At 71.4% G+C, this 25,336-nt stretch carries 25 protein-coding genes; 12 read left to right on the top strand and 13 right to left on the bottom strand.

Annotation, left to right across the window (positions count from 1 at the left end; all coding sequences use genetic code 11):
- Positions 1-30: 30 nt before the first annotated feature.
- Together G8A07_RS05605 and G8A07_RS05610 are read right to left on the bottom strand one after the other, a co-directional pair.
- On the bottom strand, positions 31-1,068 hold the full coding sequence (locus G8A07_RS05605) for a patatin-like phospholipase family protein (RefSeq protein WP_195796100.1): 1,038 nt from the start codon (positions 1,066-1,068) through the stop codon (positions 31-33).
- 27 nt (positions 1,069-1,095) lie between these two features.
- Positions 1,096-1,356, bottom strand: coding sequence for a hypothetical protein (locus G8A07_RS05610; RefSeq protein ID WP_195796101.1), 261 nt, complete (start codon positions 1,354-1,356; stop codon positions 1,096-1,098).
- Positions 1,357-1,403: 47 nt separating this feature from the next.
- Between G8A07_RS05610 and G8A07_RS05615 the strand changes: the two genes are divergently transcribed.
- Complete coding sequence (locus tag G8A07_RS05615) at positions 1,404-2,084, top strand: HPP family protein (RefSeq protein ID WP_195796102.1); 681 nt, start codon at positions 1,404-1,406, stop codon at positions 2,082-2,084.
- A 99-nt stretch (positions 2,085-2,183) separates the two neighbouring features.
- Positions 2,184-2,723 carry a protein phosphatase CheZ gene (locus G8A07_RS05620; RefSeq protein WP_195796103.1) on the top strand — a complete coding sequence of 180 codons (540 nt, stop codon included), beginning with the start codon at positions 2,184-2,186 and terminating at the stop codon, positions 2,721-2,723.
- Here the strand turns inward: G8A07_RS05620 and G8A07_RS05625 are convergent.
- The 3 genes from G8A07_RS05625 to G8A07_RS05635 are packed head-to-tail and all read right to left on the bottom strand — an operon-like array spanning position 2,720 to position 5,683.
- Positions 2,720-3,538, bottom strand: coding sequence for a CoA ester lyase (locus G8A07_RS05625; protein WP_195796104.1), 819 nt, complete (start codon positions 3,536-3,538; stop codon positions 2,720-2,722). The genes G8A07_RS05620 and G8A07_RS05625 overlap by 4 nt on opposite strands.
- The gene (locus tag G8A07_RS05630) at positions 3,535-4,692 is read right to left on the bottom strand and encodes a CaiB/BaiF CoA-transferase family protein (protein ID WP_195796105.1); all 1,158 of its coding nucleotides are present in this window, start codon (positions 4,690-4,692) and stop codon (positions 3,535-3,537) included. The genes G8A07_RS05625 and G8A07_RS05630 overlap by 4 nt, the downstream gene beginning before the upstream one ends.
- Positions 4,693-4,711: 19 nt before the next feature.
- Positions 4,712-5,683, bottom strand: a complete 972-nt coding sequence (locus G8A07_RS05635) for a tripartite tricarboxylate transporter substrate binding protein (RefSeq protein WP_195796106.1) — start codon at positions 5,681-5,683, stop codon at positions 4,712-4,714.
- A 114-nt stretch (positions 5,684-5,797) separates the two neighbouring features.
- On the opposite strand from G8A07_RS05635, the gene G8A07_RS05640 reads away from it, so the two are divergent.
- On the top strand, positions 5,798-6,721 hold the full coding sequence (locus tag G8A07_RS05640; RefSeq protein WP_195796107.1) for a LysR substrate-binding domain-containing protein: 924 nt from the start codon (positions 5,798-5,800) through the stop codon (positions 6,719-6,721).
- Here the strand turns inward: G8A07_RS05640 and G8A07_RS05645 are convergent.
- Positions 6,711-7,529 carry a zinc-dependent peptidase gene (locus G8A07_RS05645; protein ID WP_195796108.1) on the bottom strand — a complete coding sequence of 273 codons (819 nt, stop codon included), beginning with the start codon at positions 7,527-7,529 and terminating at the stop codon, positions 6,711-6,713. The two genes, G8A07_RS05640 and G8A07_RS05645, sit on opposite strands and share 11 nt — an antisense overlap.
- 80 nt (positions 7,530-7,609) lie before the next feature.
- Here G8A07_RS05645 and G8A07_RS05650 point away from each other — a divergent pair, with 80 nt between their 5' ends.
- Complete coding sequence (locus tag G8A07_RS05650; protein WP_195796109.1) at positions 7,610-8,791, top strand: YbfB/YjiJ family MFS transporter; 1,182 nt, start codon at positions 7,610-7,612, stop codon at positions 8,789-8,791.
- Between the two features lie 15 nt (positions 8,792-8,806).
- Here the strand turns inward: G8A07_RS05650 and G8A07_RS05655 are convergent, their stop codons facing one another.
- Entirely contained in the window at positions 8,807-9,238 is a 432-nt protein-coding gene (locus G8A07_RS05655) for a hypothetical protein (RefSeq protein ID WP_195796110.1), read from the bottom strand.
- Between the two features lie 262 nt (positions 9,239-9,500).
- Here G8A07_RS05655 and G8A07_RS05660 point away from each other — a divergent pair, with 262 nt between their 5' ends.
- Together G8A07_RS05660 and G8A07_RS05665 are read left to right on the top strand one after the other, a co-directional pair.
- Positions 9,501-10,337 (top strand): lectin, encoded by an 837-nt coding sequence (locus G8A07_RS05660; protein WP_249937235.1) that lies wholly within the window; start codon positions 9,501-9,503, stop codon positions 10,335-10,337.
- Between the two features lie 46 nt (positions 10,338-10,383).
- The gene (locus tag G8A07_RS05665) at positions 10,384-10,758 is read left to right on the top strand and encodes an EF-hand domain-containing protein (protein ID WP_195796111.1); all 375 of its coding nucleotides are present in this window, start codon (positions 10,384-10,386) and stop codon (positions 10,756-10,758) included.
- 3 nt (positions 10,759-10,761) lie between these two features.
- Here G8A07_RS05665 and G8A07_RS05670 read toward each other — a convergent pair whose 3' ends face one another.
- From G8A07_RS05670 to G8A07_RS05685, 4 genes are read right to left on the bottom strand one after another with little or no spacing between them, the layout of a single operon-like run.
- Positions 10,762-12,915, bottom strand: coding sequence for a 3-hydroxyacyl-CoA dehydrogenase NAD-binding domain-containing protein (locus tag G8A07_RS05670; protein WP_195796112.1), 2,154 nt, complete (start codon positions 12,913-12,915; stop codon positions 10,762-10,764).
- 2 nt (positions 12,916-12,917) lie between these two features.
- A complete protein-coding gene (locus G8A07_RS05675; protein WP_195796113.1) occupies positions 12,918-14,123 on the bottom strand; it encodes an acetyl-CoA C-acetyltransferase in 1,206 nt (401 codons plus the stop codon).
- Between the two features lie 22 nt (positions 14,124-14,145).
- Complete coding sequence (locus G8A07_RS05680; protein WP_195796114.1) at positions 14,146-15,324, bottom strand: acyl-CoA dehydrogenase family protein; 1,179 nt, start codon at positions 15,322-15,324, stop codon at positions 14,146-14,148.
- Positions 15,321-15,776, bottom strand: a complete 456-nt coding sequence (locus tag G8A07_RS05685) for a MerR family DNA-binding transcriptional regulator (RefSeq protein WP_195796115.1) — start codon at positions 15,774-15,776, stop codon at positions 15,321-15,323. Before G8A07_RS05685 ends, G8A07_RS05680 begins: the two co-directional genes overlap by 4 nt.
- Positions 15,777-16,002: 226 nt before the next feature.
- Between G8A07_RS05685 and G8A07_RS05690 the strand changes: the two genes are divergently transcribed.
- The 4 genes from G8A07_RS05690 to G8A07_RS05705 are packed head-to-tail and all read left to right on the top strand — an operon-like array spanning position 16,003 to position 21,601.
- Entirely contained in the window at positions 16,003-17,613 is a 1,611-nt protein-coding gene (locus tag G8A07_RS05690; RefSeq protein ID WP_249937236.1) for an acyl-CoA carboxylase subunit beta, read from the top strand.
- Between the two features lie 30 nt (positions 17,614-17,643).
- A complete protein-coding gene (locus tag G8A07_RS05695; RefSeq protein ID WP_195797609.1) occupies positions 17,644-18,798 on the top strand; it encodes an acyl-CoA dehydrogenase family protein in 1,155 nt (384 codons plus the stop codon).
- 6 nt (positions 18,799-18,804) lie between these two features.
- Positions 18,805-20,733, top strand: a complete 1,929-nt coding sequence (locus G8A07_RS05700) for a biotin carboxylase N-terminal domain-containing protein (protein ID WP_195796116.1) — start codon at positions 18,805-18,807, stop codon at positions 20,731-20,733.
- Between the two features lie 4 nt (positions 20,734-20,737).
- Positions 20,738-21,601: a 3-keto-5-aminohexanoate cleavage protein gene (locus tag G8A07_RS05705; protein ID WP_195796117.1), complete on the top strand. Its 864-nt coding sequence runs from the start codon at positions 20,738-20,740 to the stop codon at positions 21,599-21,601.
- On the opposite strand, the gene ylqF is transcribed toward G8A07_RS05705, so the two are convergent.
- Complete coding sequence (gene ylqF, locus G8A07_RS05710) at positions 21,598-22,524, bottom strand: ribosome biogenesis GTPase YlqF (RefSeq protein WP_195796118.1); 927 nt, start codon at positions 22,522-22,524, stop codon at positions 21,598-21,600. The genes G8A07_RS05705 and ylqF overlap by 4 nt on opposite strands.
- A 160-nt stretch (positions 22,525-22,684) precedes the next feature.
- Here ylqF and G8A07_RS05715 point away from each other — a divergent pair, with 160 nt between their 5' ends.
- Positions 22,685-22,996, top strand: coding sequence for a flagellar basal body protein (locus tag G8A07_RS05715; protein WP_195796119.1), 312 nt, complete (start codon positions 22,685-22,687; stop codon positions 22,994-22,996).
- Positions 22,997-23,071: 75 nt separating this feature from the next.
- Positions 23,072-23,845 carry a ferredoxin--NADP reductase gene (locus G8A07_RS05720; protein ID WP_195796120.1) on the top strand — a complete coding sequence of 258 codons (774 nt, stop codon included), beginning with the start codon at positions 23,072-23,074 and terminating at the stop codon, positions 23,843-23,845.
- Positions 23,846-23,915: 70 nt separating this feature from the next.
- On the opposite strand, the gene G8A07_RS05725 is transcribed toward G8A07_RS05720, so the two are convergent.
- The gene (locus G8A07_RS05725) at positions 23,916-25,154 is read right to left on the bottom strand and encodes an HD-GYP domain-containing protein (protein ID WP_195796121.1); all 1,239 of its coding nucleotides are present in this window, start codon (positions 25,152-25,154) and stop codon (positions 23,916-23,918) included.
- Between the last annotated feature and the right edge of the window lie 182 nt (positions 25,155-25,336).

Raw genomic sequence — 25,336 nt, forward strand, 5'->3', positions numbered from 1 at the left:
CCCCGCTGCACATCCCCAGCAATGAGGGCGTCAGCCAAACAGCCCGGCGAGGTCGAAGCTCGAGCGCTGGCCGAGCGCGCCGCGGTGCCGGGCCAGCCAGGCCTGGGCGCGCTCGCGGCCCAGCGCCTTCAGCATGTCGAAGAACTTCAGGTTGGCGGCCAGCTTGCTGTCGGCGCGCAGCTCGCCCAGCACGTCGGCGGCCTCGATCAGATGGAAATGGGTGCGCAGCGCGCGCCGCTCCAGCGGGCCCAGGCTCCAGCCCGGCCAGCGCCTCGGCAGCTGCTCGCGCAGATGGGCGAACAGGCGCATCTCGCGCAGGAAGGTGGCGGAGAAGGCGATCTCCAGCGCGCGCTGCTGGATCGCGGCGGCGCCCACCGGCGTCGCCGGATGCTGCAGCGGGGTCAGCAGCACCAGCAGGATGTCGCGCGCCTCGCAGTCGAAGAACAGCGGGAACACCGCCGGGTTGGCCGCATAGGCGCCATCCCAATAGGGCTCGCCGTCGATCTCGATGGCGCGATGCACGCTGGGCAGGCAGGCCGAGGCCAGCAGCGCCTCGCAGCTCAGCTCCTCGCGGCGGAACAGGCGCAGCTGGCCGCTGTTGGCCCGGGTCGCGGCGATGAACAGGCGCAGCGGGCTCTCGCGGCGCAGGCGCGCGAAATCGACCTGCGCCTCCAGGATGTCGCGCAGCGGATTCAGGTCCAGCGGGTTCAGCTGCTCGGGCGCCAGGTAATGGGTCCAATGCAGCATCAGCTTGAGCATCGGCGCCAGGCCCACGCCCTGGCCCTCGGGCAGCTCCTGGGTGAAATGCTCGGGCATGCTGGCCGCCACCGTGGTCCAGAAGCGCGCCAGCGCCGCGCGCGCACCGGCGCGGCCGCCCTCCATCAGGCCCTGGGCCAGCAGCACCGCATTCATCGCGCCGGCGCTGGTGCCGCTGACGCCGTCGAAGCGCAGCCGCCCGTCCTCCAGCAGCGCGTCCAGCACGCCCCAGGTGAAGGCGCCATGCGCGCCGCCGCCCTGCAGGGCCAGGTTGATGGAATGTTGGATGGGAGCGGTACCGAACCAAGGCATCGTTGTCGCCGCTCCTGCGGGTCGCCGCTACACGGTCGGCACCGGTACCGGCACCGGGCTTGGAACCGGGGAGGGCGCGGGCTCGGGGGCCGGTACCACCACGTCGATGGTTTTCTCGATGACCTTGCCGGTCACCTTGACGCCAGTGCTGACCACCGCGCCGGTCACCGAGATCGCGGCGCCGGCCGCAGCTCCGGCCACGCTGACGACGGCGCAGCCCGTCAGCGGCAGGGCCGTCGACAGCAGCAGGAACGGGGTCAGGAACAGCGTGGGGCGAAGGCGCAGCATGTCCGCATTGTGCCCAAAGCCGCGCCTGTGCCATGCTCCACCCCATCATGTTTGCCGTTTATGGATTGCAGGGGCGGCTCTACAGCGGGCCGCTGGAGCGGGTGCGCGAGCTGGGCGCGGTGCAGGCCGTGGCGCGGCTGCGCGCGCTGGCCGGCGTGCAGCGCCAGGAGCAGCCCGGCCTGGCCGAGGTGGTGGCCGCGCAGCGCGAGGCCCAGCCCAGCGGCTGGGCCGGCCTGGGCGGCGGCGCGGCCGGCGCCCAGGCCTATGCGCAGACCGCCGGCGAGGCGGCACGCCAGCCGCTGACCCTGGTGCAGCAGCTGATGAGCCGGCGGCTGGTGACGGTGCCGCTGTCGGCCACGGTGCGCGAGGCCTGGGCCACCCTGGCGCGCGCCGGCGTCGGCCAGGCGCCGGTCTTGAACGAGGCCGGCGCCCTGGTGGGCCTGATCAGCCGGGCCGATCTGCTGCGCGAGCAGCTGCTGCCGCTGGATCTGGCCGAGGCGCCGGCCTGGGCCGAACGTCTGGCCGCGCCGGTGGCCGCGGCGATGTGGAGCCCGGTGCCCAGCGCCCAGCCCGACACCGGCGTGCGCGAAGCCGCCCAGCTGCTGCTGGAGCTGCATCTGCCGGGCCTGCCGGTGCTGGACGAGCAGGGCCAGCTGCAGGGCTTCCTGTCGCGTAACGATTTGCTACGCGCGCTGACGCACGAGCCGCCGCTGGATCTCTGGAGCTGATCTCTCCCCCCCAACAAAGCCGCGCCGGGCGTGAAAAAGCACGCTGCCGGCGCGGGGCGGGGGCCGTGCAAGGCCGCGGTGGCCGCTTAGGATGCCGCCATGTCCTCCACCGCCGCCGTCACCCATCCGCCCGCCCTGCAGCAGTTCGCGCATGAGCTGCCGGACGCCTGCGAACGGCTGGCCTATGTCAAGCAGATGACGGCCCAGGCCGCCAACAAGGTGCTGGGCCTGGTCGAAGGCGCGCAGGACGATGCCGAGCAGGTGCGCCGCCAGGGCACCGACCTGTCCGAATCGCTGGCCCGCATGGCCACCTCGCCGGAGCTGAGCCTGGAGCGCGCGCGCTCGATGATGAAGCTGTGCGCCGCCTACGCGGCCACCGCCGCCAGCTTCGCCGCGCGCGAGAAGGGCCTGCACAGCGAGATCATGATGGCGCAGGACTTCCAGGACCTGTCCGGCCAGGTGATCAACAAGGTGATCCGCATGCTGGAGCAGGCGGAGGGCCCGCTCAATGAACTGGTCGGCGAGACGCCCGTCGCGCCGCCGCCGGCCGCGCCCGAGCAGCTGCAGGGCGTGCAGACGCCCGACAAGGCCCTGAAGCAGGACGACGTCGACGACCTGCTGGCCTCGCTGGGCTTCTAGGTCTCCAGCAGGCGCTTGGCCTGCAGCACCACCGGCAGATCCACCATGCGGCCGTCCAGCTTCACCGCGGCACCGTTCGCCGCCGCATCGGCCGCGACGACGCGCCTGGCCCAATCCAGCTCCTGCTCGCTGGGCCGCAAGCCCTCATGCACGCCCTCGACCTGCCTGGGGTGGATGCATAGCTTGGCGCCGAAGCCGTAGCGGCGCGCGCGCCGCACATCCGCATGCAGCCGGTCCGCATCGCCGGTCTGTACGGTGACGCCGTCCACCGCCGGCGCCAGGCCGGCGATGCGGGTGTGCATCGCCAGCGCGAAGCGCAGCGGCGCCAGTTCGCTTTCATCTTCATCGCAAGCGATGCCGGTGTCGGCCATGAAGTCGATATGGCCCAGCACCAGGCGCAGCACGCCGGGCACCGCGGCGATCTCGGCCAGCGCGGCCCAGCCGCGCGCCGACTCGATCAGCGGCAGCAGCGGCACGCCATGCGGCGCCAGCGCGGCCAGGGCCACGGGCGACTCCACCTTGGGGCACATCAGCCCCGCCAGCCCCGGCAGCCGGTCCAGCAGGGTCAGGTCTTGCCGCCAGTCGGCCGAGCCCGGCGCGTTGAGACGCAGCAGCAGCGGCACGCCTTGTTCGCGCAGCGCCGGCCATTGCGCGGCGATCGCGGCGCGCGCCGCGTCCTTGTCGGCCGACGGTACCGCGTCTTCCAGGTCCAGGATCACCGCATCGGCGCCGCTGACCAGCGCCTTGGCGAAGCGCTCCGGCCGATTGCCGGGCACGAACAGCAGGCTGCGCGCCTGCGCCAGCGGCCGGTTCACGAACCCAACCCCAGTTCGCGCAGGATCGCGTCGTTGTGCTGGCCCACCGCGGGGATTGGGTCCATGCGCGGCTCGTAGGCGGCGTTGCGGCCTGGCGGCTTCAGCGCGGCGATGGGGCCGGCCGGCGAACCGACCTCGGTCCAGCGCCCGCGCGCGGCCAGCTGCGGATGCTGCCAGACATCGGCCATCGCGTTGACATCGGCATTGGCGATCTGCGCGCGGTCCAGGCGCTCGCGCAGCTGCGCGCTGGTCAGGGTGGCGAAGCGCTCCAGGATCAGCGCGCGCAAGGCCTCGCGGTGCTCGTTGCGCAGCGCATTGCTGGCGAAGCGCGCGTCGGTGGCCAGCTCCGCTTGCTCCAGCACCACCGCGCAGAAGGCCACCCACTCTCGTTCGTTCTGCAGGCCCAGCATCACGGTGCGGCCGTCGCCGGCCTGGAAGGGGCCGTAGGGATAGATGGTCGCGTGGGCGGCGCCTGCGCGCGGCGGCGGCGCGGCGCCGTCGTAGGCGTAGTAGAGCGGGTAGCCCATCCATTCGCCCAGGGCCTCCAGCATCGAGACATCGATGTGCGAGCCCTCGCCGCTGCGGCCGCGCAGCAGCAGCGCGTTCAGGATGCCGGTGTAGGCATACATCGCGGCGGCGATGTCGGCGATCGAGGCGCCGGCCTTGACCGGCTCGTCCGGCGTGCCGGTCACCGAGAGGAAGCCGGCCTCGGCCTGGATCAGCAGGTCGTAGGCCTTGCGATCGCGGTAGGGGCCGTCATTGCCATAGCCCGAGATGTCGCAGACGATCAGGCGCGGGTAGCGGGCGCGCAGGGTCGCGGCATCCAGCCCCAGGCGCGCGGCGGCGCCGGGCGCGAGGTTCTGCACGAACACATCGGCCCGGGCCAGCAGGCGCTGCATCACCTCGGCCGCTGCGGGGCTCTTCAGGTCCAGCGCCAGGCTTTCCTTGGAGCGGTTGACCCAGACGAAATGCGAGCATTGGCCGGCCACGCGGGTGTCGTAATGGCGGGCGAAATCGCCCTCGCCGGCGCGCTCCACCTTGATGACGCGAGCGCCCTGGTCGGCCAGCTGGCGGGTGCAGAAGGGCGCGGCGATCGCGTGTTCGAGCGAGACGACGGTGATGCCGTCGAGCGGGCGGGGTCGGGTGTTGCTCATCGCGGCCTCGTGTTCTTCTTCAGTCGATCTTCGCGCCGGAGGCCTTGACGATCTTGGCCCAGCGGTTGATGTCCTCCTGCAGCAGCGCGGCGAACTGCTGCGGTGTCGTGCTGCCGGCCAGCTCCACGCCCTGCGCGGTCAGCGCGGTGCGCGTCTCGCCATTGGCCAGCACCTTGCCCATCGCGTCCTGCAGCTTGCGCTCGATCTCCGCGCTGACGCCGCGCGGCGCGAACAGGCCCACCCACAGGGTGCCGGCATAGCCCGGCACCTTCTCGCCGATCGCCGGCACCTCGGGCAGGGCGGGCGAGCGCTGCGGCGAGCTGACGCCCAGCGCCAGCAGGCGGCCGCTCTTCAGATAGCCCAGCACCGAGGGCAGGCTGGCGAAGGCCATCGGCACCTGGCCGCCGATCACGTCGGTCAGTGCCGGCGCGACGCCCTTGTAGGGAATGTGCTGGATCGACAGGCCCGCGGTGCTGTTCAGCATCTCGCCCAGCAGATGGTTCAGGGTGCCGTTGCCGGCCGAGGCGTACTGATAAGTGTCCGGCTTGGCCGCCTTCACCACCTTCAGGAATTCGTCCAGGCTCTTGGCCGGGAAGGCCGGATTCACCACCAGCACGTTCGGCACCGCGCCGACCAGCGCGATCGGCGCGAAGTCCTTCACCGGGTCGAAGCCCGGCGCCTTGTAGACGGCCGGGTTGATCGCCTGGCTGCTGCTGATCGTCATCAGCAGCGTATGGCCGTCCTTGGCGGCCTTGGCCGCGGCCTGAGTGCCGATATTGCCGCCGGCACCGACCCGGTTCTCGATCACCACGGTGCCGCCCAGCACCTCGCCCAGACGTTGGCCGACGATGCGCGCGACGATGTCGTTGGTGCCGCCGGCGTTCTGCGGCACGATCAGCGTGATCGGCTTGGCGGGGTAGTCGGAAGCGTGAGCGCTGAAGCCGAGGGTGGCGAGGCCGGCGGCCAGGGCGAGTGCGTAGCGGCGTTGCATGGGCGATGTCTCCGTTGATGTGGCGCCGATCTTGGCCGCGCCCCGGGCCTGCAACAATGGCCTTTTTTGGGAGCGAGCCTTCCGGGATCCGGAAGGCTGGCCGGTACCGACGCCATGCATCTGAGCCTGGGCGATCTGCGCCTCTTCACCGCCGTGGCCGAGCTGGCCAACCTGACCCGCGCGGCCGAGCGGGTGCATCTGTCGCTGACCGCGGCCAGCACGCGGGTGCGCGCGATCGAGGCCCAGGCCGGCCTGCCGCTGCTGGAGCGCCAGGCGCGCGGCGTCAAGCTGACGCCGGCCGGCGAGGCCTTCGCCCATCACGCGCGGTTGATGCTGCAGCAGGCCGAGGCGCTGCGTAGCGAGCTGCAGGAGTACGGCGGCGGGCTGCAGGGCCATGTGCGGGTGTTCGCCAACACCACCGCGGTGACCGAATTCCTGCCCGAGATCCTGGCCGGCTTCCTGGCCGCGCATCCGCGCATCACGGTGGGCCTGCGCGAGCATGCCAACCACGAGATCGCGCGCGGCGTGCGCGAGGGCCGGGCCGACCTCGGCATCGCCGCCGGCCAGCTCGACAGCCAGGGCCTGGCGGCCTTCCATTTCGCGACCGACCGGCTGGTGCTGGTTACCGCCCGCCGTCATCGCCTGGCGCGCCGCGCCCAGGTCGCGCTGGCAGAGGTGCTGGGCGACGCCCTGGTCGGCATGCACGAGGGCAGCACGATCGAGCGCTTCCTGGCCCGCGTGGTCGAGGACATGGGCCTGCCCGCGCCCAAGCTGCGCGTGCAGGTCGGCAGCTTCGACGCGATGTGCCGCATGGTGGAGGCCGGCGTGGGCCTGGGCATCGCACCGGAATCGGCGGCGCGGCGCCATCAGGCTGCCGGCATGGGCATCGCGCTGGTGGCGCTATCGGATCCCTGGGCGCTGCGCGAGCGCTACCTGCTGACGCGTGCCGGCCAGCGCCTGCCGCCCTATGCGCAGGAACTGATCGAGCGCATCTGCGCCCATCACGGCGCGGTCTGGCCCGACGGGCCTACCAGCTGAAGGGATTGAGCCGGTAGTAGCGCGCCAACTCCTGGTACAGCGCCGGATGCTCCTGCGCCAGGCGCAGCGGCTGCTCGAAGAAGACCTCGCTGGCCACCGCGAAGAACTCGGCCGGGTCGGTGGCGCCATAGGCGTCCAGCACACCCTCCTCACCGCGCGCCAGGCGCTGCTGCAGCGCCTCGAACTCGGCGCTCATCACGCGCGACCAGCGCGCATGGGCGGCGCGGTCGCGCAGCACCGGCGCACCGTTGGCATGGCCCTTGGCCTGGTCCAGCTGGTGCGCGAACTCGTGGATCACGACGTTGCGGCCGTCGGCCGGATCGGCCGCGCCCTCCAGCACGTCCTGCCAGGACAGGATCACCTGGCCCTGGGTCCAGGACTCGCCGGACAGCAGGCGGCGCTGCTCCATCTGCACGCCGGCGGCGCCCTGGGCGACGCGGTCGACGACAAAGGCGCGCGGGTAGAGCAGCACCTGGCTCAGCTTGGGGTAGTAACCGCGCGAGGCGCCCAGCAGCGGCAGGCAGGCCTGGGCCGCGATCGTCACGCGCATCTCGTCGGTCACGGTCAGGCCGGCGCAGCCGATGATGGGCTTCTCGGCCAGGAACACCAGCATCAGGCGCTTCAGGCGCAGCTGCAGGTCCGGCGGCAGGCTTGCGACCAGCGGCACGCGCCGGCGCAGGATGCGGCGCCAGGCCTGCGGGAAGGGTTGGCGCTGCAGGCGCGCGCGGCGTCGGGCGCGCCACAGCGGTTGGCCGGCCAGCCAGGCGATCAGCGCCAGGGCGAGGCCGCAGACGATCAGCAGGGCCATGGCGCGCTTCCTCGTTGGGGTATGCAGCCCAGATGGCCCCGGCCGGCGCGATTTCAAGTCTGCGGGTACGCTGCGGGTCCATGCACGACGACTCCCATGCTTCCTCATCCGCCTCCTCGCTGCGCGCCTGGCAGGTCATCGGCGGCGGCATCGCCGGCCTGGTGCTGACCATCGGCCTGGCGCGCTTCGCCTACACGCCGCTGCTGCCGCAGATGCAGGCCCAGGCCGGGCTGTCGGACCTGGCGGCCGGCTGGCTGGCCGCGATCAACTATGCCGGCTATATGAGCGGCGCGCTGCTGGCGGCCTGGCTGGAGGATGCGCAATGGCGGCACCGGCTCTACGGTTGGGGCCTGCTGCTGGCGCTGGCCAGCACCGCGCTGATGGCGGCCAGCGACAACCTCTGGGTCTGGGCCCTGTCGCGCTATCTGGGCGGGCTGACCGGCGCGGCCGGCATGCTGCTGGGCTCGGGCCTGGTGCTGGGCTGGCTGATGCGCGCCGGGCGCCGGCCCGAGCTGGGCCTGCATTTCATGGGCCTGGGGCTGGGCATCGTGGTCTCGGCGCTGGGCGCGATGGCGATGACGCGGCTGGCCTTCGACTGGGCCGGGCAATGGCTGGGCTTCGCGCTGCTGGGCCTGCTGTTCCTGGCGCTGGCCTGGGCCTGGCGCCCGCCGGTGCCGCCCGCGGCGGCGGCCGCGCGCCCGGACGCGCCGCCGCCACGGCGCTGGATGCTGCTGATGGCGGCGATGTATTTCTGCGCCGGCTGGGGCTTCGTGATCAGCGCCACCTTCACGGTCGCGATCGTCGAGCGCCAGCCGCTCTTGGCCGGGCAAGGCCCCTGGGCCTGGCTGCTGGTCGGGCTGGCGGCGACGCCGGCGGTGTTCCTCTGGGACCATGTGGCGCGCGCGCTCGGCGAGCTGAACGCGCTGCTTTTGGCGCTGGCGCTGCAATGCGCCTCGGTGCTGCTGGCGGCGCTGTCGGGCAGCCTGGTCGCGGCGCTGGCCGGAGCCCTGCTGTACGGCGCCACCTTCATCGGCATCGTCAGCCTGACCCTGGCCCTGGTCGGACGGCGCTCGCCGGCCAATCCCGGCAAGGCGATGGCGCGGCTGACGCTCAGCTACGGCGTCGCACAGATCAGCGCACCGGCGCTGGCCGGCGCGATGGCCCAGGCCAGCGGCAGCTACCGCGCCGCGCTGTGGCTGACCGCCGCGGTGCTGGTGCTGGGCATGGGCCTGTTGCTGCGGCTGCGCCGCGAGGGGCTGTAGCGGGCGGACAGGGGCTTAACGCCCTTTGGACTCTTCCAGCTCGATGCTCTGCAAGGTGCGCCAGTCGGTGCAGACGAAATAGGCGTCTTCCAGGATGATGTCGCGCAGCGAGCCGTCGCCGCGCGCCATGCGGCCGTCCTGGCAGATCAGGCTGCTGCGCTGGCCCTTGGCGTCGGCCAGGTGCTTGCCGACCGCGACGCTGTCGCGGATCAGGTGCAGCACGCCCAGCAGCAGCGCGATGCCGGCCAGGGTGATCGCGACGCCGCCGATGATCTGCAGCGTCTCGCCCAGCATCGAGGGCGCGGGCGGCGCCACCCGGCCGGGCAGGGCCGCCGCCGCGCGCACCGGCGCCGCCGGTGCCTCCCGAGGCGCCTGGGGGCGCGAGGAGCCGGGTTTGAGGGCGGCGCGGTTGAGGCCGCCGCCGGAGCGGGATTGCGAATTGGCCATGACGGATGGGCGGTACATCCAGTCCTGGCGACCGCCGCACGGCTCGACTTAAATCGGTGGCATTCATTTGTGCGTCAGGCGCGCAAAATGGCCGGGCCGCCGGCGCCGGATACCGCCGCTTGCAAATTTTTCGCCGGGCTTGCGAGATCCTGTCGGCCCGGCGGGAACTGCGGCGTTGGAGTGGGCATGCCGGACGGCGCTCCATGCTAGGGTCCGAGGAAACAGGGCGGCCCATCAGCGCCGCCGATCTAGGAGGAAGAAAATGACGCGACAACCGCCGAATCCCGGGGCACGCAGCCGCGGCCGCCAGCTGATGGCCGGCACCCTGAGCCTGGCCCTGGTCGCCACGCCTGCGCTGGCCGAGGATCAGAAGGTCGAGCTGCGCTCCAGCGGCGACTATGTCTCGCAGCGCCTGCCCGACGGCACGCGCGAGGTGGAGCTGGACCGCCAGCTGTCCGGCTCCTGCCGCTTCAACCGCACCTGGGGCTATGACCTCAGCAACAAGGAGCTGTGGGTCAATGGCGGCTGCGCCGGGCGCTTCCGCCTTAGCGGCGACTTCAAGGACGAGGAGCGCAGCGGCAACTCCTCGAACGCCGGCATCGCGGTGGCGGCGGTGGCGGCGATCGCCGGCCTGGCGCTGCTGGCCTCGCACAACCGCGACAAGGACAAGGACCGCGACCGGCCCGACTACAACGACGGCGGCAACAACAACAACGGCGGCAGCGGCTATGCGCGCCAGATCCGCGGCGCCGGCAATATGTGCATGGACATCAGCGGCCGGGTGCGCGAGGGTGCGCCGGCCATCCTCTACAACTGCAACAACGGCGACAACCAGCGCTTCGACTGGGGCCGCGGCGGCGAGCTGCGCGTCGGCGGCCTGTGCCTGGACGTGGCCGGCGGCAACCGCGACAACGGCGCCCAGGTGATCGCCTTCCGCTGCAACGGCGACGACAACCAGCGCTGGCAGATGCGCGGCAACCAGATCCGCAGCCGCATGAACGGCAAATGCCTGGATGTGCGCGACGGCCGCATCCGCGCCGGCCAGCCGCTGCAGCTGTGGGACTGCCATGGCGGCGAGAACCAGCGCTGGTGGTGGTAACGATGAGCGGCGGCGAGCGGGGAGGTCGATGATGAAGACGACGACGATGACACGCAAGATCGCGCTGCTGGGCCTGCTGGCCCTGGGCGGCGCCGGGGTCCAGGCCGGGCCGGACGGCTCGGTGACGCTGGAGGAATACCACCGCGACCTGCTGCGCTCCTGGCATGCGCTGGACCTGGACGGCGATGGCTACATCACGCGCGCCGAGCTGAAGTCGCTGCCCAGGAAGGCCCAGGGCATGCTGGGCTCGCTGCGCCGCTCCGACAGCGACGGCGACGGCCGCCTGTCCTTCAAGGAGGTGGTGGCCACGCGCATGGCGGCCTTCGAGGCCGCCGACCTCAACCAGGACGATGTGCTGTCCAAGGACGAGATCGAGGCCTATGAGGCCAAGCTGCGCAGCGAGCGCAAGAAGAAGCCCTGACCCTTAGGGCGAGCCCTGCTCGAAGCGCTCCCCGCGTTCGGCCATGCGGCGCAGCAGCGCGGCCGGCGCGAAGCGCTCGCCATGCGCGGCGGCCAGCTCGTCCGCCCGGGCGACGAAGGCCGGCAGGCCGCGCGCATTGATGAACTGCAGCGCGCCGCCCTCGAAGGGCGCAAAGCCCCAGCCGAGGATGGAGCCGACGTTCGCGTCCGGCACCGAGCGCAGCACGCCTTCCTCCAGGCAGCGCGCGGCCTCGTTGGCCTGCACCAGCATCAGCCGGTCGATCAGCTCGCGCTGGCTGGGCTGGGCGGCGGCCGGCGGGTAGAGCCGCACCAGCTCCGGCCACAGGGTCTTGTCGCCATCGGCCCAGTCGTAGAAACCGCGGCCGACCTTTTTGCCGACGCGGCCGAGTTCGCTCAGGGCGCGCAGCACGGCCTCGCCCGGATGCTCGCGATAGGGCCGGCCCTCGGCGGCCAGGTCCTTGCGGGTCTGCTCGGCGACATGCACGCCCAGGCTCAGCGAGACCTCGTCCTGCAGGGCCAGCGGCGGCATCGGCATGCCGGCGGCCAGGCCCGCGGCCTCGATCGAGCGCGGATGCACGCCCTCGCGCAGCATCGCCAGGCCCTCCATCAGATAGGTGGCGAACACCCGGCTGGTATAGAAGCCGCGCGCATCGTTGACGACGATCGGCGTCTTGCCGATCTGCCGCACATAGTCGAAGCCCAGCGCCAGGGTCTCGGACGAGGTCGCGGCGCCGACGATGATCTCGACCAGCGGCATCTTGTCGACCGGCGAGAAGAAATGCAGGCCGATGAAGTTGGCCGGTCGGGCGCTGGCCTGGGCCAGGCCGGTGATCGGCAGGGTCGAGGTGTTGGAGGCGAACACCGCATCGTCGGCCAGCCGGGCCTCGGCCAGGCGGGTCACCTCGGCCTTCAGCGCGCGGTCCTCGAACACCGCCTCGATCACCAGCTCGCAGCCGGCCAGATCGGCATGGTCGGTGCCGGTGCGGATCAGCGCCAGCCGGGCCTCGCGCTGCGCAGGTGTGAGCCGGCCTTTTTTGACCGCGCGGTCCAGCAGCGTCTGCGAATGGCGCTTGCCCTGCTCGGCCGCCTCCGGCGAGACGTCCAGCAGCACGACCTCGATGCTGGCCTCGGCCGAGACATGGGCGATGCCCGCGCCCATCATGCCGGCGCCGAGCACGCCGATGCGCCGCAGCTGGCGGCGCGGCGGCCCGGCCGGCCGCGAGGCGCCCTTCTTGATCGCGTTCAGCTGGTACCAGAGGGTCGAGATCAGATGCCGCGAGGCCGGGCTGATCACGCAGACGGCGAAGAAGCGCGACTCGATCTCCAGCGCCCGGTCGATGTCGGTCAGCCCGCCCTCGAACACGCTGGACATGATGTGGACCAGGGCCGGGTAATTGCCCTGGCTCTTGGCGCCGGCCACCGCGGGCGCAATCGAGAACAGCTGGGCCACGGCCGGCGCGCGTGAATCGCCGCCGGGGTAGCGGAACTTCGGCGCATCCCAGGGCTGCAGCGGCTTCGGGTTGGCGGCGATCCAGTGGCGCGCCGCCGCCAGCGCCGCGTCGGCATCGGGCGCGAGCTCATGCACCAGGCCGCTGGACAGGGCCTCGGCGGCGCGGATGTCGCTGCCTTCGCCCATCCATTGCAGGGCCTGCTGCATGCCGACCAGGCGCGGCAGGCGCTGCGTGCCGCCGCCGCCGGGCAGCAGGCCCAGCTTGACCTCGGGCAGGCCCAGGCGCGCGCGGCCGTCGTCGATCACGATGCGGCGATGGCAGCCCATCGCGATCTCCAGCCCGCCGCCCTTGCACTGGCCGTTCAGGATCGCGACGACCGGCTTGCCGCAGCGCTCGAAGCGGCGGATGAAGCGCTTCAGCGCCATCGAGGCCTCGAAGGCCTGCTGCGCCGTGCTCAGCGCCTGCAGGCGGTCGATGTCGGCGCCGGCCAGGAAATCCTTCTTGCCGGAGCGCAGGATCAGGCCGGTGACACCGGCGTCCTGGTCCTCCAGCAGATCGGCCAGGCCGCGCAGCGGCGCTGCCAGCGCCTCGTTGAGGATGTTCATCGAGTGGCCTGGCAGGTCCATCGTGGCGACAACGACGCCGTCTTCGCCCTTCTCGATGTGCAATGCGTTGCTGTTGCTCATGATCAGACTCGCTCGATGATGGTGGCGATGCCCATGCCGCCGCCGACGCACAAGGTCGCGCAGCCGGTGCGCAGGTCGCGGCGCTCCAGCTCGTCGAGCAGGGTGCCCAGCAGAATGCAGCCGGTGGCGCCCAGCGGATGGCCCAGCGCGATCGCGCCGCCGTTGACATTGACCCGGTCCAGGCTCACGCCGAGGTCGCGCGCGGTCTTCATCGGCACCACCGCGAAGGCCTCATTGATCTCCCACAGGTCGATCTCGGCCGCCTCCATGCCGGCCTGCCGCAGCGCTTTCTCGCAGGCTGGCGCCGGGCCGGTCAGCATGATGGTCGGCTCGGAGCCGATCACCGCCGCGGCGCGGATGCGCGCGCGCGGCTGCAGGCCCGCCGCTGCGCCGCCGGCCTTGGAGCCGACCAGCATCAGCGCGGCGCCGTCGACGATGCCCGAGGAGTTACCGGCATGGTGCACATGGGCGATGCGCTCCACGGTCGTGTACTTGCGCAGCGCGGTGGCATCGAAGCCCATGCCGCCCATCATGGCGAAGGAGGGCTCCAGCTTGGCCAAGGTCTCGGGCGTGGTGCCGGGGCGGATGGTCTCGTCCTGCGCCAGCAGGGGCAGGCCGGCGATGTCCTGCACCGGCACGATCGAGCGCTCGAAGTGGCCGGCTTCGCGTGCGGCCGCGGCGCGGCGGTGCGACTCGCTGGCATAGGCGTCGAGCGCGGCACGGTCAAAGCCCTCCAAGGTGGCGATCAGGTCGGCGCTGACGCCCTGCGGGATGAAGCCCAGCGCCGCGTTGACCCGCGGGTCCATGAACCAGGCGCCGCCGTCGCTACCCATGGGCCAACGACTCATCGACTCGACACCGCCGGCCACCACCAGTTGCTCGAAGCCGCTGGCCACCTTGGCCGCGGCCAGGTTGATCGACTCCAGCCCCGAGGCGCAAAAGCGCGATTGGGTGACGCCGCCGACGCTCTGCGCCCAGCCGGCATCCAGCACCGCGGTGCGGGCGATGTCGGCGCCCTGTTCGCCGACCGGGGTCACGCAGCCCAGCACCACATCATCGACCTGCGCGGTGTCGAGCCCCAGGCGCTGCTGCAGCGCCTGCAGCAGGCCGCGCAGCAGCCAGACCGGGCTGGCCTGGTGCAGGCCGCCGTCCTTCTTGCCCTTGCCGCGCGGCGTGCGGACATGGTCGTACAGATAGGCATCGAACATGGCTTGTCTCCTGGGCCGACCCTCACATGAAGCGCGAGGCCAGCTCTTTCATGATCTCGTTGGTGCCGCCGTAGATGCGCGCCACCCGCGCGTCGGCATAGAGCTCGGCGATCGGGTACTCCATCATGTAGCCGTAGCCGCCGAACAGCTGCAGGCATTCGTCCATCACCTGGCAGGCCAGGTCGGTGGTCCAGGCCTTGGCCAGCGCGGCGCGGGCCGGGTCCAGCTGACCCTGCAGATGGGCGGCGATGCAGGCGTCGACCAGGGCGCGCGCGGCCAGCAGCTGGCTCTGCACCTCGGCCAGCTTGAAGCGGGTGTTCTGGAACTCCCAGACCGGCTTGCCGAAGGCGCGGCGCTCCTTGGTATAGGCCAGCGCCTCGGCCAGCGCGCGCTCCATCGCGCCGACGGCGCTGACCGCGATGATCAGACGCTCCTGCGGCAGTTCCTGCATCAGCTGGGCGAAGCCCAGGCCCTCCTGCCCGCCCGCGCCGCCCAGCAGGTTGGCGACGGGCACCCGGACCTCATCGAAGAACAGCTCCGAGGTGTCCTGTGCCTTCATGCCGATCTTGTCGAGGTTGCGGCCGCGGCGGTAGCCCTCGACCAGGCTGCCGTCCTCGTGTTCGACCTCGGCCACCAGCAGCGACAGGCCCTTGGCGCCGGCCTCGGCGCCGGTGCGGCAGACCACGATGACGAGGTTGGCGTTCTGGCCGTTGGTGATGAAGACCTTCTGGCCGGAGAGCCGGTAATGGTCGCCCTCGCGCCGGGCGCGGGTGGCGACGCTCTGCAGGTCGGAGCCGGTGCCGGGCTCGGTCATCGCGATCGCGCCGACCAGCTCGCCGCGGGCCATGCGCGGCAGCCAGCGCTGCTTCTGGGCCTCGCTGCCATGGTGCAGGATGTAGGGCGCGACGATGGCCGAATGCAGGCCGCCGCCGAAGCCGCTGAGGTTGGCCTTGGCCTGCTCCAGCAGGATCACCGCGTCATGGCCGAAGTCGCCGCCGGCGCCGCCGTAGCGCTCGGGCATCGAGGCGCACAGCAGGCCCTGGGCGCCGGCCTCCAGCCAGGTGTCGCGGCCCATCATGCCGGCCTCGCGCCAGGCGGCGGCGCGCGGCACCCAGCGCTCGCTGAAGAAGCGCGCCACGCCGTCCTGCAGCATGCGGTGCTCGTCGCTCATCCAGCTCGAGGGGAACAGGGGCAGGCTCATCGTTTCGTCGTCTCCTGCGCGGCCAGCTGCTGGCGCACGCTCTCGTTGATCAGGCGCAGCTCGGCCAGGGTGGCGTCGATATGGCTGCGCTTCTCCTCCAGCTCGGCGATCGCGGCGCCGGTGCGCTCCAGCGTCCATTGCAGTTGCCGGGCCCGACCCTCGCCATGGGCGCCGTAGAGGTCGAGGAAATGCTTGATCTCGTCCAGCGAGGAGCCGATCGCCTTGGCGCGCTGGATGATCTTCAGCCGCGCGCGCTCGCGCTGGCCGTAGACCCGCGCGCCGTTGATGCGGCGCGGCGCCAGCAGGCCCTTGTCCTCGTAGAAGCGGATCGCGCGCGGCGACAGTGCGAACTCGGCGCAGAGCTCGGTGATGCCCCACAGCCGCTCCTGCGGCGCGCCCGCGCTCGTGTCGGCCAGCATTTCCAGCGCCGCGGCCTTGGCCCGCCTGTCCATCCGAGTTCCCGCTTCGAGTCGATGACGGGGGCCATGCTAGGCCGCCCGGCTGCCCGGCGCCTGCGCGTATTCACCAATATGAAAGCAGGGTGACGTTAACGGAAGCTCACGCCATCGCTTCGCGAGGAGCCGCGATGGTGGGGGATGCGATGCCGTACCGCAGCGTGTTCAGGCCGGGCCTGCCGGCCGGGCAGCGCCTCTGGGTCACGCCGCCCGAGGTGCTGAAGTGAGCGCCATCGTCTCGCGGCTAGACCCGCGCTCGGCCGCCTTCCACGCCAATGCGCAGCGCATGGCCGAGCGCCTGGCCGAGGTGAGGGCGCTGGAGGCGCGGGTGGTGGCCGAGTCGGAGCGCCGGCGCGAGCGCTTCGAGGCGCGGGGTCAGCTCTTGCCGCGCGAGCGGGTGGCGCGGCTGCTGGATCGGGGCAGCGGCTTTCTGGAGCTGTCCAGCCTGGCGGGGCTGGGTCTGCATGACGACGACGGGCGCGAGACGGTGCTGGGCGGCGGCGCCATCGTCGGCATCGGCCGGGTGGCGGGCAAGCGGGTGCTGGTCTCGGCCAGCGACAGCGGCATCAAGGGCGGCACCGTGCCGCCGCTGGGGCTGAAGAAGGCGCTGCGCGCGCAGCAGATCGCGCTGGAGAACCGGCTGCCGCTGATCCATCTGGTGGAGAGCGGCGGCGCCAATCTGCTGTACCAGGCCGAGATGTTCGTCGAGGGCGGGCGCAGCTTCGCGAACCAGGCCCGGCTCTCGGCCGCCGGCATCCCGCAGATCGCGGTGGTGCATGGCTCGTCGACCGCCGGCGGCGCCTACCTGCCGGCGCTGTCGGACTATCTGGTGCTGGTGCGGCAGCGCTCGCAGATCTTCCTGGCCGGCCCGCCGCTGGTGAAGGCCGCGATCGGCGAGGACGCCAGCGAGGAGGAATTGGGCGGCGCGGCCCTGCATGCCGGCACGACCGGCCTGGGCGACTACCTGGCGGAGGACGATGCCGAGGCGATCGCGCTGGTGCGCGAGCTGTTGGACAAGCTGCCCTGGGACGGCGCCGCCTCGGCGCCAGAGGCGCCGAGGCCCTTGTACCCGGCCGAGGAGCTGCTGGGCATCGTGCCGGCCGAGGAGCGCGAGCCCTATGACGCGCGCGAGCTGATTGCGCGCCTGGTCGACGCATCCGACTGGCTGGAGTTCAAGCCGCTCTACGGCGCCGAGACCCTGTGCGGCCATGCCCGCATCGAGGGCCATGCGCTGGGCATCCTGGCCAACAACGGGCCAATCCAGCCGCAGGGTTCGCGCAAGGCGGCGCAGTTCATCCAGCTCTGCGACCAGGCCGGGCTGCCGCTGCTGTTCCTGCAGAACACCAGCGGCTATATGGTCGGGCGCGAGGCCGAGGCGCAGGGCGCGGTCAAGCATGGGGCGCAGATGATCCAGGCGGTGGCGACCGCCCGCGTGCCCAAGTTCACCCTGCTGGTGGGCGGCTCCTTCGGCGCCGGCAACTACGGCATGTGCGGGCGCGGCTTCGATCCGCGCTTCATCTTCAGCTGGCCCTCGGCGCGCGCCGCGGTGATGGGCGGCGCCCAGGCGGCGCGGGTGATGGAGCTGGTGGAGCGGAGCAAGCTGGCGCGCGCGGGCCGGCCCGTCGACGAGGCCGCGCTGGCCGCCGCGAGCGAGCGGCTGTGCGCGCGCATCGAGCGCGAGTCGCATGTGCTGTTTGGTACCGCGCGGCTGTGGGACGACGGCGTGATCGACCCGCGCGACAGCCGCGCGGTGCTGGGCCTGTGCCTGGCCCTGGCGGCCGAGGCGCGGGCGCGCGTGCTGCGGCCGAATGCCTTCGGCGTGGCGCGCTTCTGAGGCAAAAGGGGTGGGGCGATGATGATGGCGATGGAGTGGAACAGCGAACAGCGCGCGCTCTACGAGCTGGTGGCGCGCTTCGTCGAGCAGGAGCTCGATCCCGATGTGCCGGCCTGGGAGGCGGCCGAGCAGTTCCCGGCGCATGCGGTGTTCAGGAAGCTCGGCGCGCTGGGCCTGCTGGGCCTGAAATATCCCGAGGCCTATGGCGGCCAGGGTCTGGATTTCGGCTACTCGATGGTGATGGCGGAGGCGCTGGGCCGCTGCGCCTGCGCCGGCGTGCCGATGGCCATCGGCGTGCATACCGATATGTGCACGCCGGCGCTGGCGCGCTTCGGCTCGGATGCGCTGCGGCGCGAGTTCCTGGCGCCGTCGATCGCCGGCGAGCTGGTCGGCTGCCTGGGCGTGTCGGAGCCGGGCGGCGGCTCCGATGTGGCAGCGCTGCAGACCCGCGCGCGCAAGGCGGGCGGCGACTACCTGATCAGCGGCAGCAAGATGTGGATCACCAATGGCATGCAGGCCGACTGGTGCTGCCTGCTGGCCAACACCGGCGAGGGGCCGGCGCATCGCAACAAGAGCCTGATCGTGGTGCCGATGGACGCGCCGGGCATCACCCGGCAGAAGATCCGCAAGATCGGCATGAACGCCTCCGACACCGCCCAGCTCTTCTTCGACGAGGTGCGCGTGCCGCAGCAGTATCGGATCGGCGAGGAGGGCGCGGGCTTCGGCTACCAGATGCTGCAGTTCCAGGAGGAGCGGCTGTGGGGCGCGGCCTCGACCCTGGCGAACCTGGACCGGCTGATCGACCTGACGATCGCCTACACCCACGAGCGCCAGGCCTTCGGCCGACCGTTGCTGGACAACCAGGTGCTGCATTTCCGCCTGGCCGAGCTGCGCTGCGAGGTGGAGGCCCTGCGCGCGCTGAGCTACCGCGCGGCGGCGCAGTACGTGGCCGGGCAGGACGTGACCCGGTTGGCCTCGATGGCCAAGCTGAAGGCCGGCCGCCTGAGCCGCGAGGTGGCGGACAGCTGCCTGCAGTACTGGGGCGGCATGGGCTACACCTGGGACAACCCGATCAGCCGGAGCTACCGCGATGGTCGCCTGGTCTCGATCGGCGCCGGCGCCGACGAGGTGATGCTCGGCATCATCTGCAAGCTCGAGGGCACCTTGCCCAAGGGTGGGCATTGAGCAGGCATGTTCGACAAAATCCTCATTGCCAACCGCGGCGAGATCGCCTGCCGTGTGATCCGCACGGCGCGGGCGCTGGGCTACCGCACGGTGGCGGTCTACAGCGATGCCGATGCCCGGGCGCTGCATGTGCGCGAGGCCGATGAGGCCTGCCGCATCGGCCCGGCGCCGGCCGCGCAGAGCTATCTGGACATCGATGCGCTGATCGCGGCGGCGCGGTGCAGCGGGGCCGGGGCGGTGCATCCGGGCTATGGATTCCTGTCCGAGCGCGCGGACTTCGCGCGCGCCTGCGAGGCCGCGGGCCTGGTCTTCATCGGCCCCTCGGCCGACTGCATCGCGGCGATGGGCGACAAGGCGCGCGCCAAGGCCCTGATGGCGGCCGCCGGCGTGCCCTGCCTGCCGGGCGTCGAGGCCACGCCCGAACTGGCCGCGCGCCTGGGCTTCCCGCTGCTGGTCAAGGCGCTGGCCGGGGGCGGCGGGCGCGGCATGCGCATCGTGCGCGGCGCCGAGGAGCTGGCGGCGGCGCTGGACGATGCGCGGCGCGAGGCCGAGAGCGCCTTCGGCGATGGTCGGCTGATGCTGGAGCGCCTGGTCGCGCGCGGCCGGCATGTCGAGGTGCAGGTGTTCGGCGATGCCCATGGCGGCCTGGTGCACCTGGGCGAGCGCGACTGCACGACGCAGCGCCGGCGCCAGAAGCTGATCGAGGAATCCCCGTCGCCGGCGCTCGATGCGGCACAACGCGAGGCCCTGCTGCGCGACGCGCTGCGTGCGGCCCGCGCGGTGGACGACTACCGCGGTGCCGGCACGGTGGAGTTCATCGTCGACATCGACAGCGGCGCGCATTTCTTCCTGGAGATGAACACGCGGCTGCAGGTCGAGCATCCGGTCACCGAGCTGCGCACCGGGCTGGACCTGGTCGAGTGGCAACTACGCGTCGCGGCCGGTGAACCGCTGCCGCTGCGCCAGGAGCAGATCCGCTTCGAGGGCCATGCGATCGAGGCGCGGCTGTGCGCCGAGGATCCCCATGCGGGCTTCGCGCCGCAGACCGGGCGCATCGCCCGCTGGCGGCCGCAGTTTGCCGAGCGGCCGGGCCTGCTGCGCATCGACGGCGGCGTGGCCGAGGGCGACGCGATCACGCCCTTCTACGATCCGCTGCTGGCCAAGCTGATTGCCCATGGCCGCGACCGGGCGGAGGCGCTGCGGCGCCTGGATGCGGCCTTGCTGGATGCGCCGCTGCTGGGCGTGGTCAACAACGGCCCCTTCCTGCGCGGGCTGCTGCGCCATCCCGACTTCCGTGCCGGCGCCTGGTCGACCGGTGTGCTGGATGCCGGCAACTGGCCGGCGCCGCGGCCCGATGCGCCGGACTGGCTGGCCGCCGCCGCCCTGCTGGCCCTGGGCGAGCCCGTGGACGGGCCGCCGCGGCCGGCCGGGCTGGTGCAGCAAGACCTGACCCTGGCCTGCCGGGGGGAGACGCGGCGCTGGCGGGTGGCGGTGGTCGGCCGTCAAGTGCGGCTGGAGGCGCCGGGCGAGGCGCGATCGGTGGAGGTGCTGGGGCCGGACGAACAGGGGCGCGAGCGGCTGCTGATCGAGGGGCATCTGATCCGCCGCGCCGTCTGCCGCCTCGGGCCGGCCACACTGCAGCTGGCCGGCGAGGCGGGCATCTACTCCTTCGCGGAGCCGGCGCTCGGCAGGACGGCCGCGGCGGATGAGGGGACTGACCCGGGCCGCGCCCGCGCGCCGGTCGCCGGCCTGGTGTCACGCCTGCTGGTGGCGCCCGGCGAGGCGGTGGCCGAGGGCCAGGCCTTGCTGAGCCTCGAGGCGATGAAGATGGAGACATGGATCACGGCGGGGCGTGCCGGGCGCGTCCGCGCCCTGTTCGTGGGCCCGCGCGACGCGGTCGCGGCCGGCGCGTTGCTGCTGGAGCTGGAGGACTGAGGGCATGGACGAGAAGGCGATCCTCACCTGCGCGCTTACCGGCGTGCTGACCGACCCGCGCCAGCATCCGGTGCCGGTGACGCCCGCGCAGATGGCCGCCGAGGCGCGCGCGGCCTTCGAGGCCGGCGCTGCGGTGATGCATGTGCATCTGCGCCGCCAGGAGCCGGGCCAGGGCCATCTGCCGAGCTGGGAGCCGGAGCTGGCCGAGGCGGTGGTCGACGCGATCCGCGCCGCCTGCCCGGGCGTGATCATCAACCTGACGAGCGGCGTGATCGGGCCCGACATTGCCGGGCCGGCCACCTGCATCCGGCGCGTGCGGCCCGAGATCGCGGCCTGCAATGCCGGCAGCCTGAACTACCTGAAGCTGAAGGAGGACTGGAACTGGGCCTGGCCGCCGCTGCTGTTCGACAACCCGGTGGCGAAGGTGCAGGCCTTTCTGGACGTGATGCGCGAGAGCGGCACGCGGCCCGAGTTCGAATGCTTCGATGTCGGCATCCTGCGTTCGGTCGGCATGTACCTGAAGGCCGGCATGTTCACTGGCGTGCCGGCCTGCAATCTGGTGATGGGCGTGGCCTCGGGCATGCCGGTCGATGCCGAGCTGCTGGCCCTGCTGCCGCGCTGGCTGGCGCCGGGCGCGGTCTGGCAGACGACCCTGATCGGCCGTGCCGAGATCTGGCCGGTGCATCAGAAGACCGCCGAGCTGGGCGGCATGCTGCGCACGGGTCTGGAGGACACCTTCTACCTGCCCGACGGCCGCCGGGCGCGGAGCAATGGCGAGCTGATCGAGGCGCTGGCGCAATGTGCGCGCAAGGCCGGGCGCGGCATCGCCAGTCCGGCCGAGGCACGGGCGCTGCTGGGATTGACCTAGCGCCGGGCCTTGCGCGCGGCCTTGCGGGCCTTCTGCTCTTCTAGGCGCTGGATCTCGGCCGCCTCGCCGCTGGCGGTCCAGGCGGCGAATTCCTCGGGCGTCTCGATCGTGATGCGGCCCAGGGTGCTCTGGCGGAACTCGTACATCAGGATCTCGGCCGCCTTCTGCAGATTGACCCGGCCGCCGCTCAGCACCGCGCCGCGTTTCCTGCCGAGCTGCTCCAGCAGCTCCTCGTCGGACAGGGTCGGGTCGACCTCCAGCTTGTAGCGCTCCAGCAGCAGCGGGGCGTAATGCAGGCGCAGATAGGCCAGCAGCTCGACCGCGACCTCCTCCTCGACGAAGGCATTGCGCCCGATAGCGCCGCTGGCGGCCAGGTTGAAGCCGACCTGGGGCACGGTGATCTTGGGCCACAGCATGCCCGGCGTGTCGAACAGGTAGAAATCGTTCTCCAGCACCAGCTTCTGCTCGATCTTGGTGATGCCGGGCTCGTCGCCGGTCTTGGCGGCGCGCTTGCCCATCAGGGTGTTGATCAGGGTGGACTTGCCGACGTTGGGGATGCCGCAGATCAGCACCCGCAGCGGCTTGGCCATGCCGCCGCGGTTCGGCGCCAGTTCGCGGCAGGCGCTCATCAGGGCCTTGGCGGGCGCGGTGACGCTGGCGTCCAGGCCGATCGCGCGGGTCTCGGGCAGGGCGTTGTAGTGCGCCAGCCAGTCCGCGGTGCACGCCGGATCGGCCAGGTCCTGCTTGTTCAGCAGCTTCAGGCTCGGCTTGCCCTCGGTCAGCTGTGCCAGCAGCGGGTTGCGGCTGGAGCCGGGCAGGCGGGCGTCCAGCAGCTCGATCACCACGTCCAGACCCGCCTTCATGCGTTCCTTGATCGCGTAACGGGTCGAGTTCATATGACCCGGGAACCATTGAATGGCCATCTTCTGTCTTGCTGCCGAAAGGGGAGAAGGGGCGATTGTCTCCGGCCCGGCGTGAGAATGTGGCGGCCTCCAGCCCTTCTTTTCCGCGGATCGGCCTCAAGTTCCCGGGTTTTGCGCCGATGATGACGGCATTGCACCCGCAGTCTGGAGTGTTCCCGCCATGGCCATCAGCCTCTCCACCGCCTTGTCCGGCATGTCCGCCGCCCAGGAGCGGCTGCGCGCCTCGGCCCACAATGTGGCGAATCTGAACACCGCCAATTTCCGGTCGGAGCGGGTCGAACTGGCCAGCCAGCCCGAGGGCGGCGTCGTGGCCCAGACCCAGCGGGTCCAGCAGGCCCAGATGTCCGCCGAGGTGTCGGCCGAGCGCGAGCTGGTCGAGCAGCGCAGCGCCACTTACAGCTTCGTGGCCAACCTGCGGGTGTTACAGACTCAGCTGCAAGCCAGCGGAACTTTGCTGGACATCAAGGTTTAAGGTTATAAGAAGCGGCTATTTGGTGCGCCGCACAAGCGCTCGTTAGAATTGGGGGTTATTACTAGGGCCCCGCTCATGAGTGCTTTCAACGAAGAACAGGTGCTGAGCGTCCGTCACTGGACCGACCGGCTTTTCAGCTTCACCACCACCCGCGACGCCGCCTTCCGCTTCCAGAACGGCCATTTCACGATGCTGGGCTTGAAGGTCGAGGGCCGCCCGCTGCTGCGCGCCTACAGCGTGGCCAGCGCCAACCATGAAGAGCATCTGGAGTTCTTCAGCATCAAGGTGCAGGACGGCCCGCTGACCTCGCGCCTGCAGCATCTGCAGCCGGGCGACAAGCTGCTGATCGGCCGCAAGCCCACCGGCACCCTGCTGACCGACTACCTGCATCCCGGCAAGAACCTGTGGATGCTGGCCACCGGCACCGGCCTGGCCCCCTTCCTGAGCCTGATCCGCGATCCGAACACCTACGAGCGCTTCGAGAAGGTGATCCTGGTGCACGGCTGCCGCCATGTGAACGAGCTGGCCTACCAGGACCTGATCACCAAGGAACTGCACGAGCATGAGTTTCTGGGCGAGTTCGCCAGCCAGCAGCTGCTGTACTACCCGACCGTGACCCGCGAGCCCTTCCGCAACCAGGGCCGCATCACGAACCTGCTGGAAGAGGGCAAGATCGAGGCCGACCTGGGCCTGCCCAAGCTGGACGTGGCCAACGACCGCGTGATGATCTGCGGCAGCCCGGCGATGCTGAAGGACCTGAAGCATCTGCTGGAGTCGCGCGGCTTCGACGAGGGCTCGACCCAGACCCCGGGCCATTTCGTGATCGAACGCGCCTTCGCCGAGCAGTAAGCCGGCCGGCATCGGCACCCAATGAGAAGGGCCCGCAGTGCGGGCCCTTTGCTTTTGGAAGCGTGGACTGTCACTCCAGCCAGAGCTGGTCCAGGTCCTGGAAGCGCCAGGAGGCCGGCGGCTCGACGCCGACGATCTTGTCGGCCGCGTCCGGGTCGGCCAGGTCCAGCTCGAAGGCCGGGCTCAGGCGGTGCTGCTCCTCGGCGGTGTAGAACACCTTGATCCTGGGCTTTAGCAACGAGTCCTTGCCCTGGGCGACGATCACCGCCAGCCGGTTCGACTGCAGCCGTACCAGCGAGCCGACCGGGTAGATGCCCAGCGCCTTGACGAAATGCTGGAAGATCATCGGGTCGAACTGACCCTTGGCCTGGGCCATGTGGCGCATCGCCTCGCCCGGATCCCAGGGGGCGCGGTAGGGGCGGCGCGAGGTGACCGCGTCGTAGACATCGCAGATCGCCGCCATGCGCGCCAGCGGCGCGATGCGGGCACCGGCCAGCGCGTCGGGATAGCCGCTGCCGTCGATGCGCTCATGGTGGTGCAGCACCGCGTCCAGCACCGCGGCGCTGAAGCCGCCCTCCTTGACCAGCATCTCGTGGCCGCGCTTCGCATGGGTGCGCAGCAGGGCCATTTCCTCGTCGCTGAGCCGGCCGGGCTTGCTCAGCAGCTCGGGCTCGATCGCGGTGATCGCGGCCTTGCCGACGTCCAGCAGCAGCCCGGCCAGGCCGGCCTCGCGCACCTTGTCGTCGGGCAGGCCCATCTGCCGCGCCAGGCCGACCATCAGCGCGCAGGTGGCCACCGCATGCATATAGGTGTAGTCGTCCACGGTCTTGAGCCGGGAGATGCTGATCAGCGCATTCGGCTTGTCGCTGACCGAGCTCATCACGTCCTCGACCACCGGCACGCAGGTCTGCGCGTCGAGCGCCTGGCCGAGGCGGGCCTGGGTGAACAGCTCTACCACGGCGCCCAGCGAGCGGCGGCTCACATCCAGCGCCGCGGTGTATTCGGGCCCGGCGCTGGCGATCGCGGGATGGGGCTCCGGCAGCGGTGGGGCGGCTGCCGGGGTGTCGGCGGCCGGCGATGGCGCGATGGGCGGGGGCGCGGCCTCGGCGGGCGCTTCCGGCGCGACGTCCAGGCCGAGCGCGGTGTCGATCACCACTTCCTGGATGCCGGCCTCCCGGATGCGCTCGATGTCGCGCGCGTCGCGCAGCAGGAAGCGCGAGCGCCAGAAGGGATGGTTCATCCACGAGCCAGTCAGCTGGTGGAGAAACATGCCCAGGCGCAGCTGGTGGGTGGGGATCGTTTTCAGCACGGGCGGGAGCATGCCAGCAAATCGCGCAGTATTTCGCACTGCGGCCGGCGCGGCCCCGGGGCGCCGTGCAATTTGTTGCAGACCATGCCCCATGGCGGAGCAGGGCTTGTCTGGATGCCCGCGCGGCGGGCCTGGGCCAGCATGGGCCGGGGCATGCGCCCCTGCTTCACACATCCAACAAG

It is taken from the genome of Roseateles sp. DAIF2 (assembly GCF_015624425.1).
Taxonomy (GTDB): Bacteria; Pseudomonadota; Gammaproteobacteria; order Burkholderiales; family Burkholderiaceae_C; genus Kinneretia.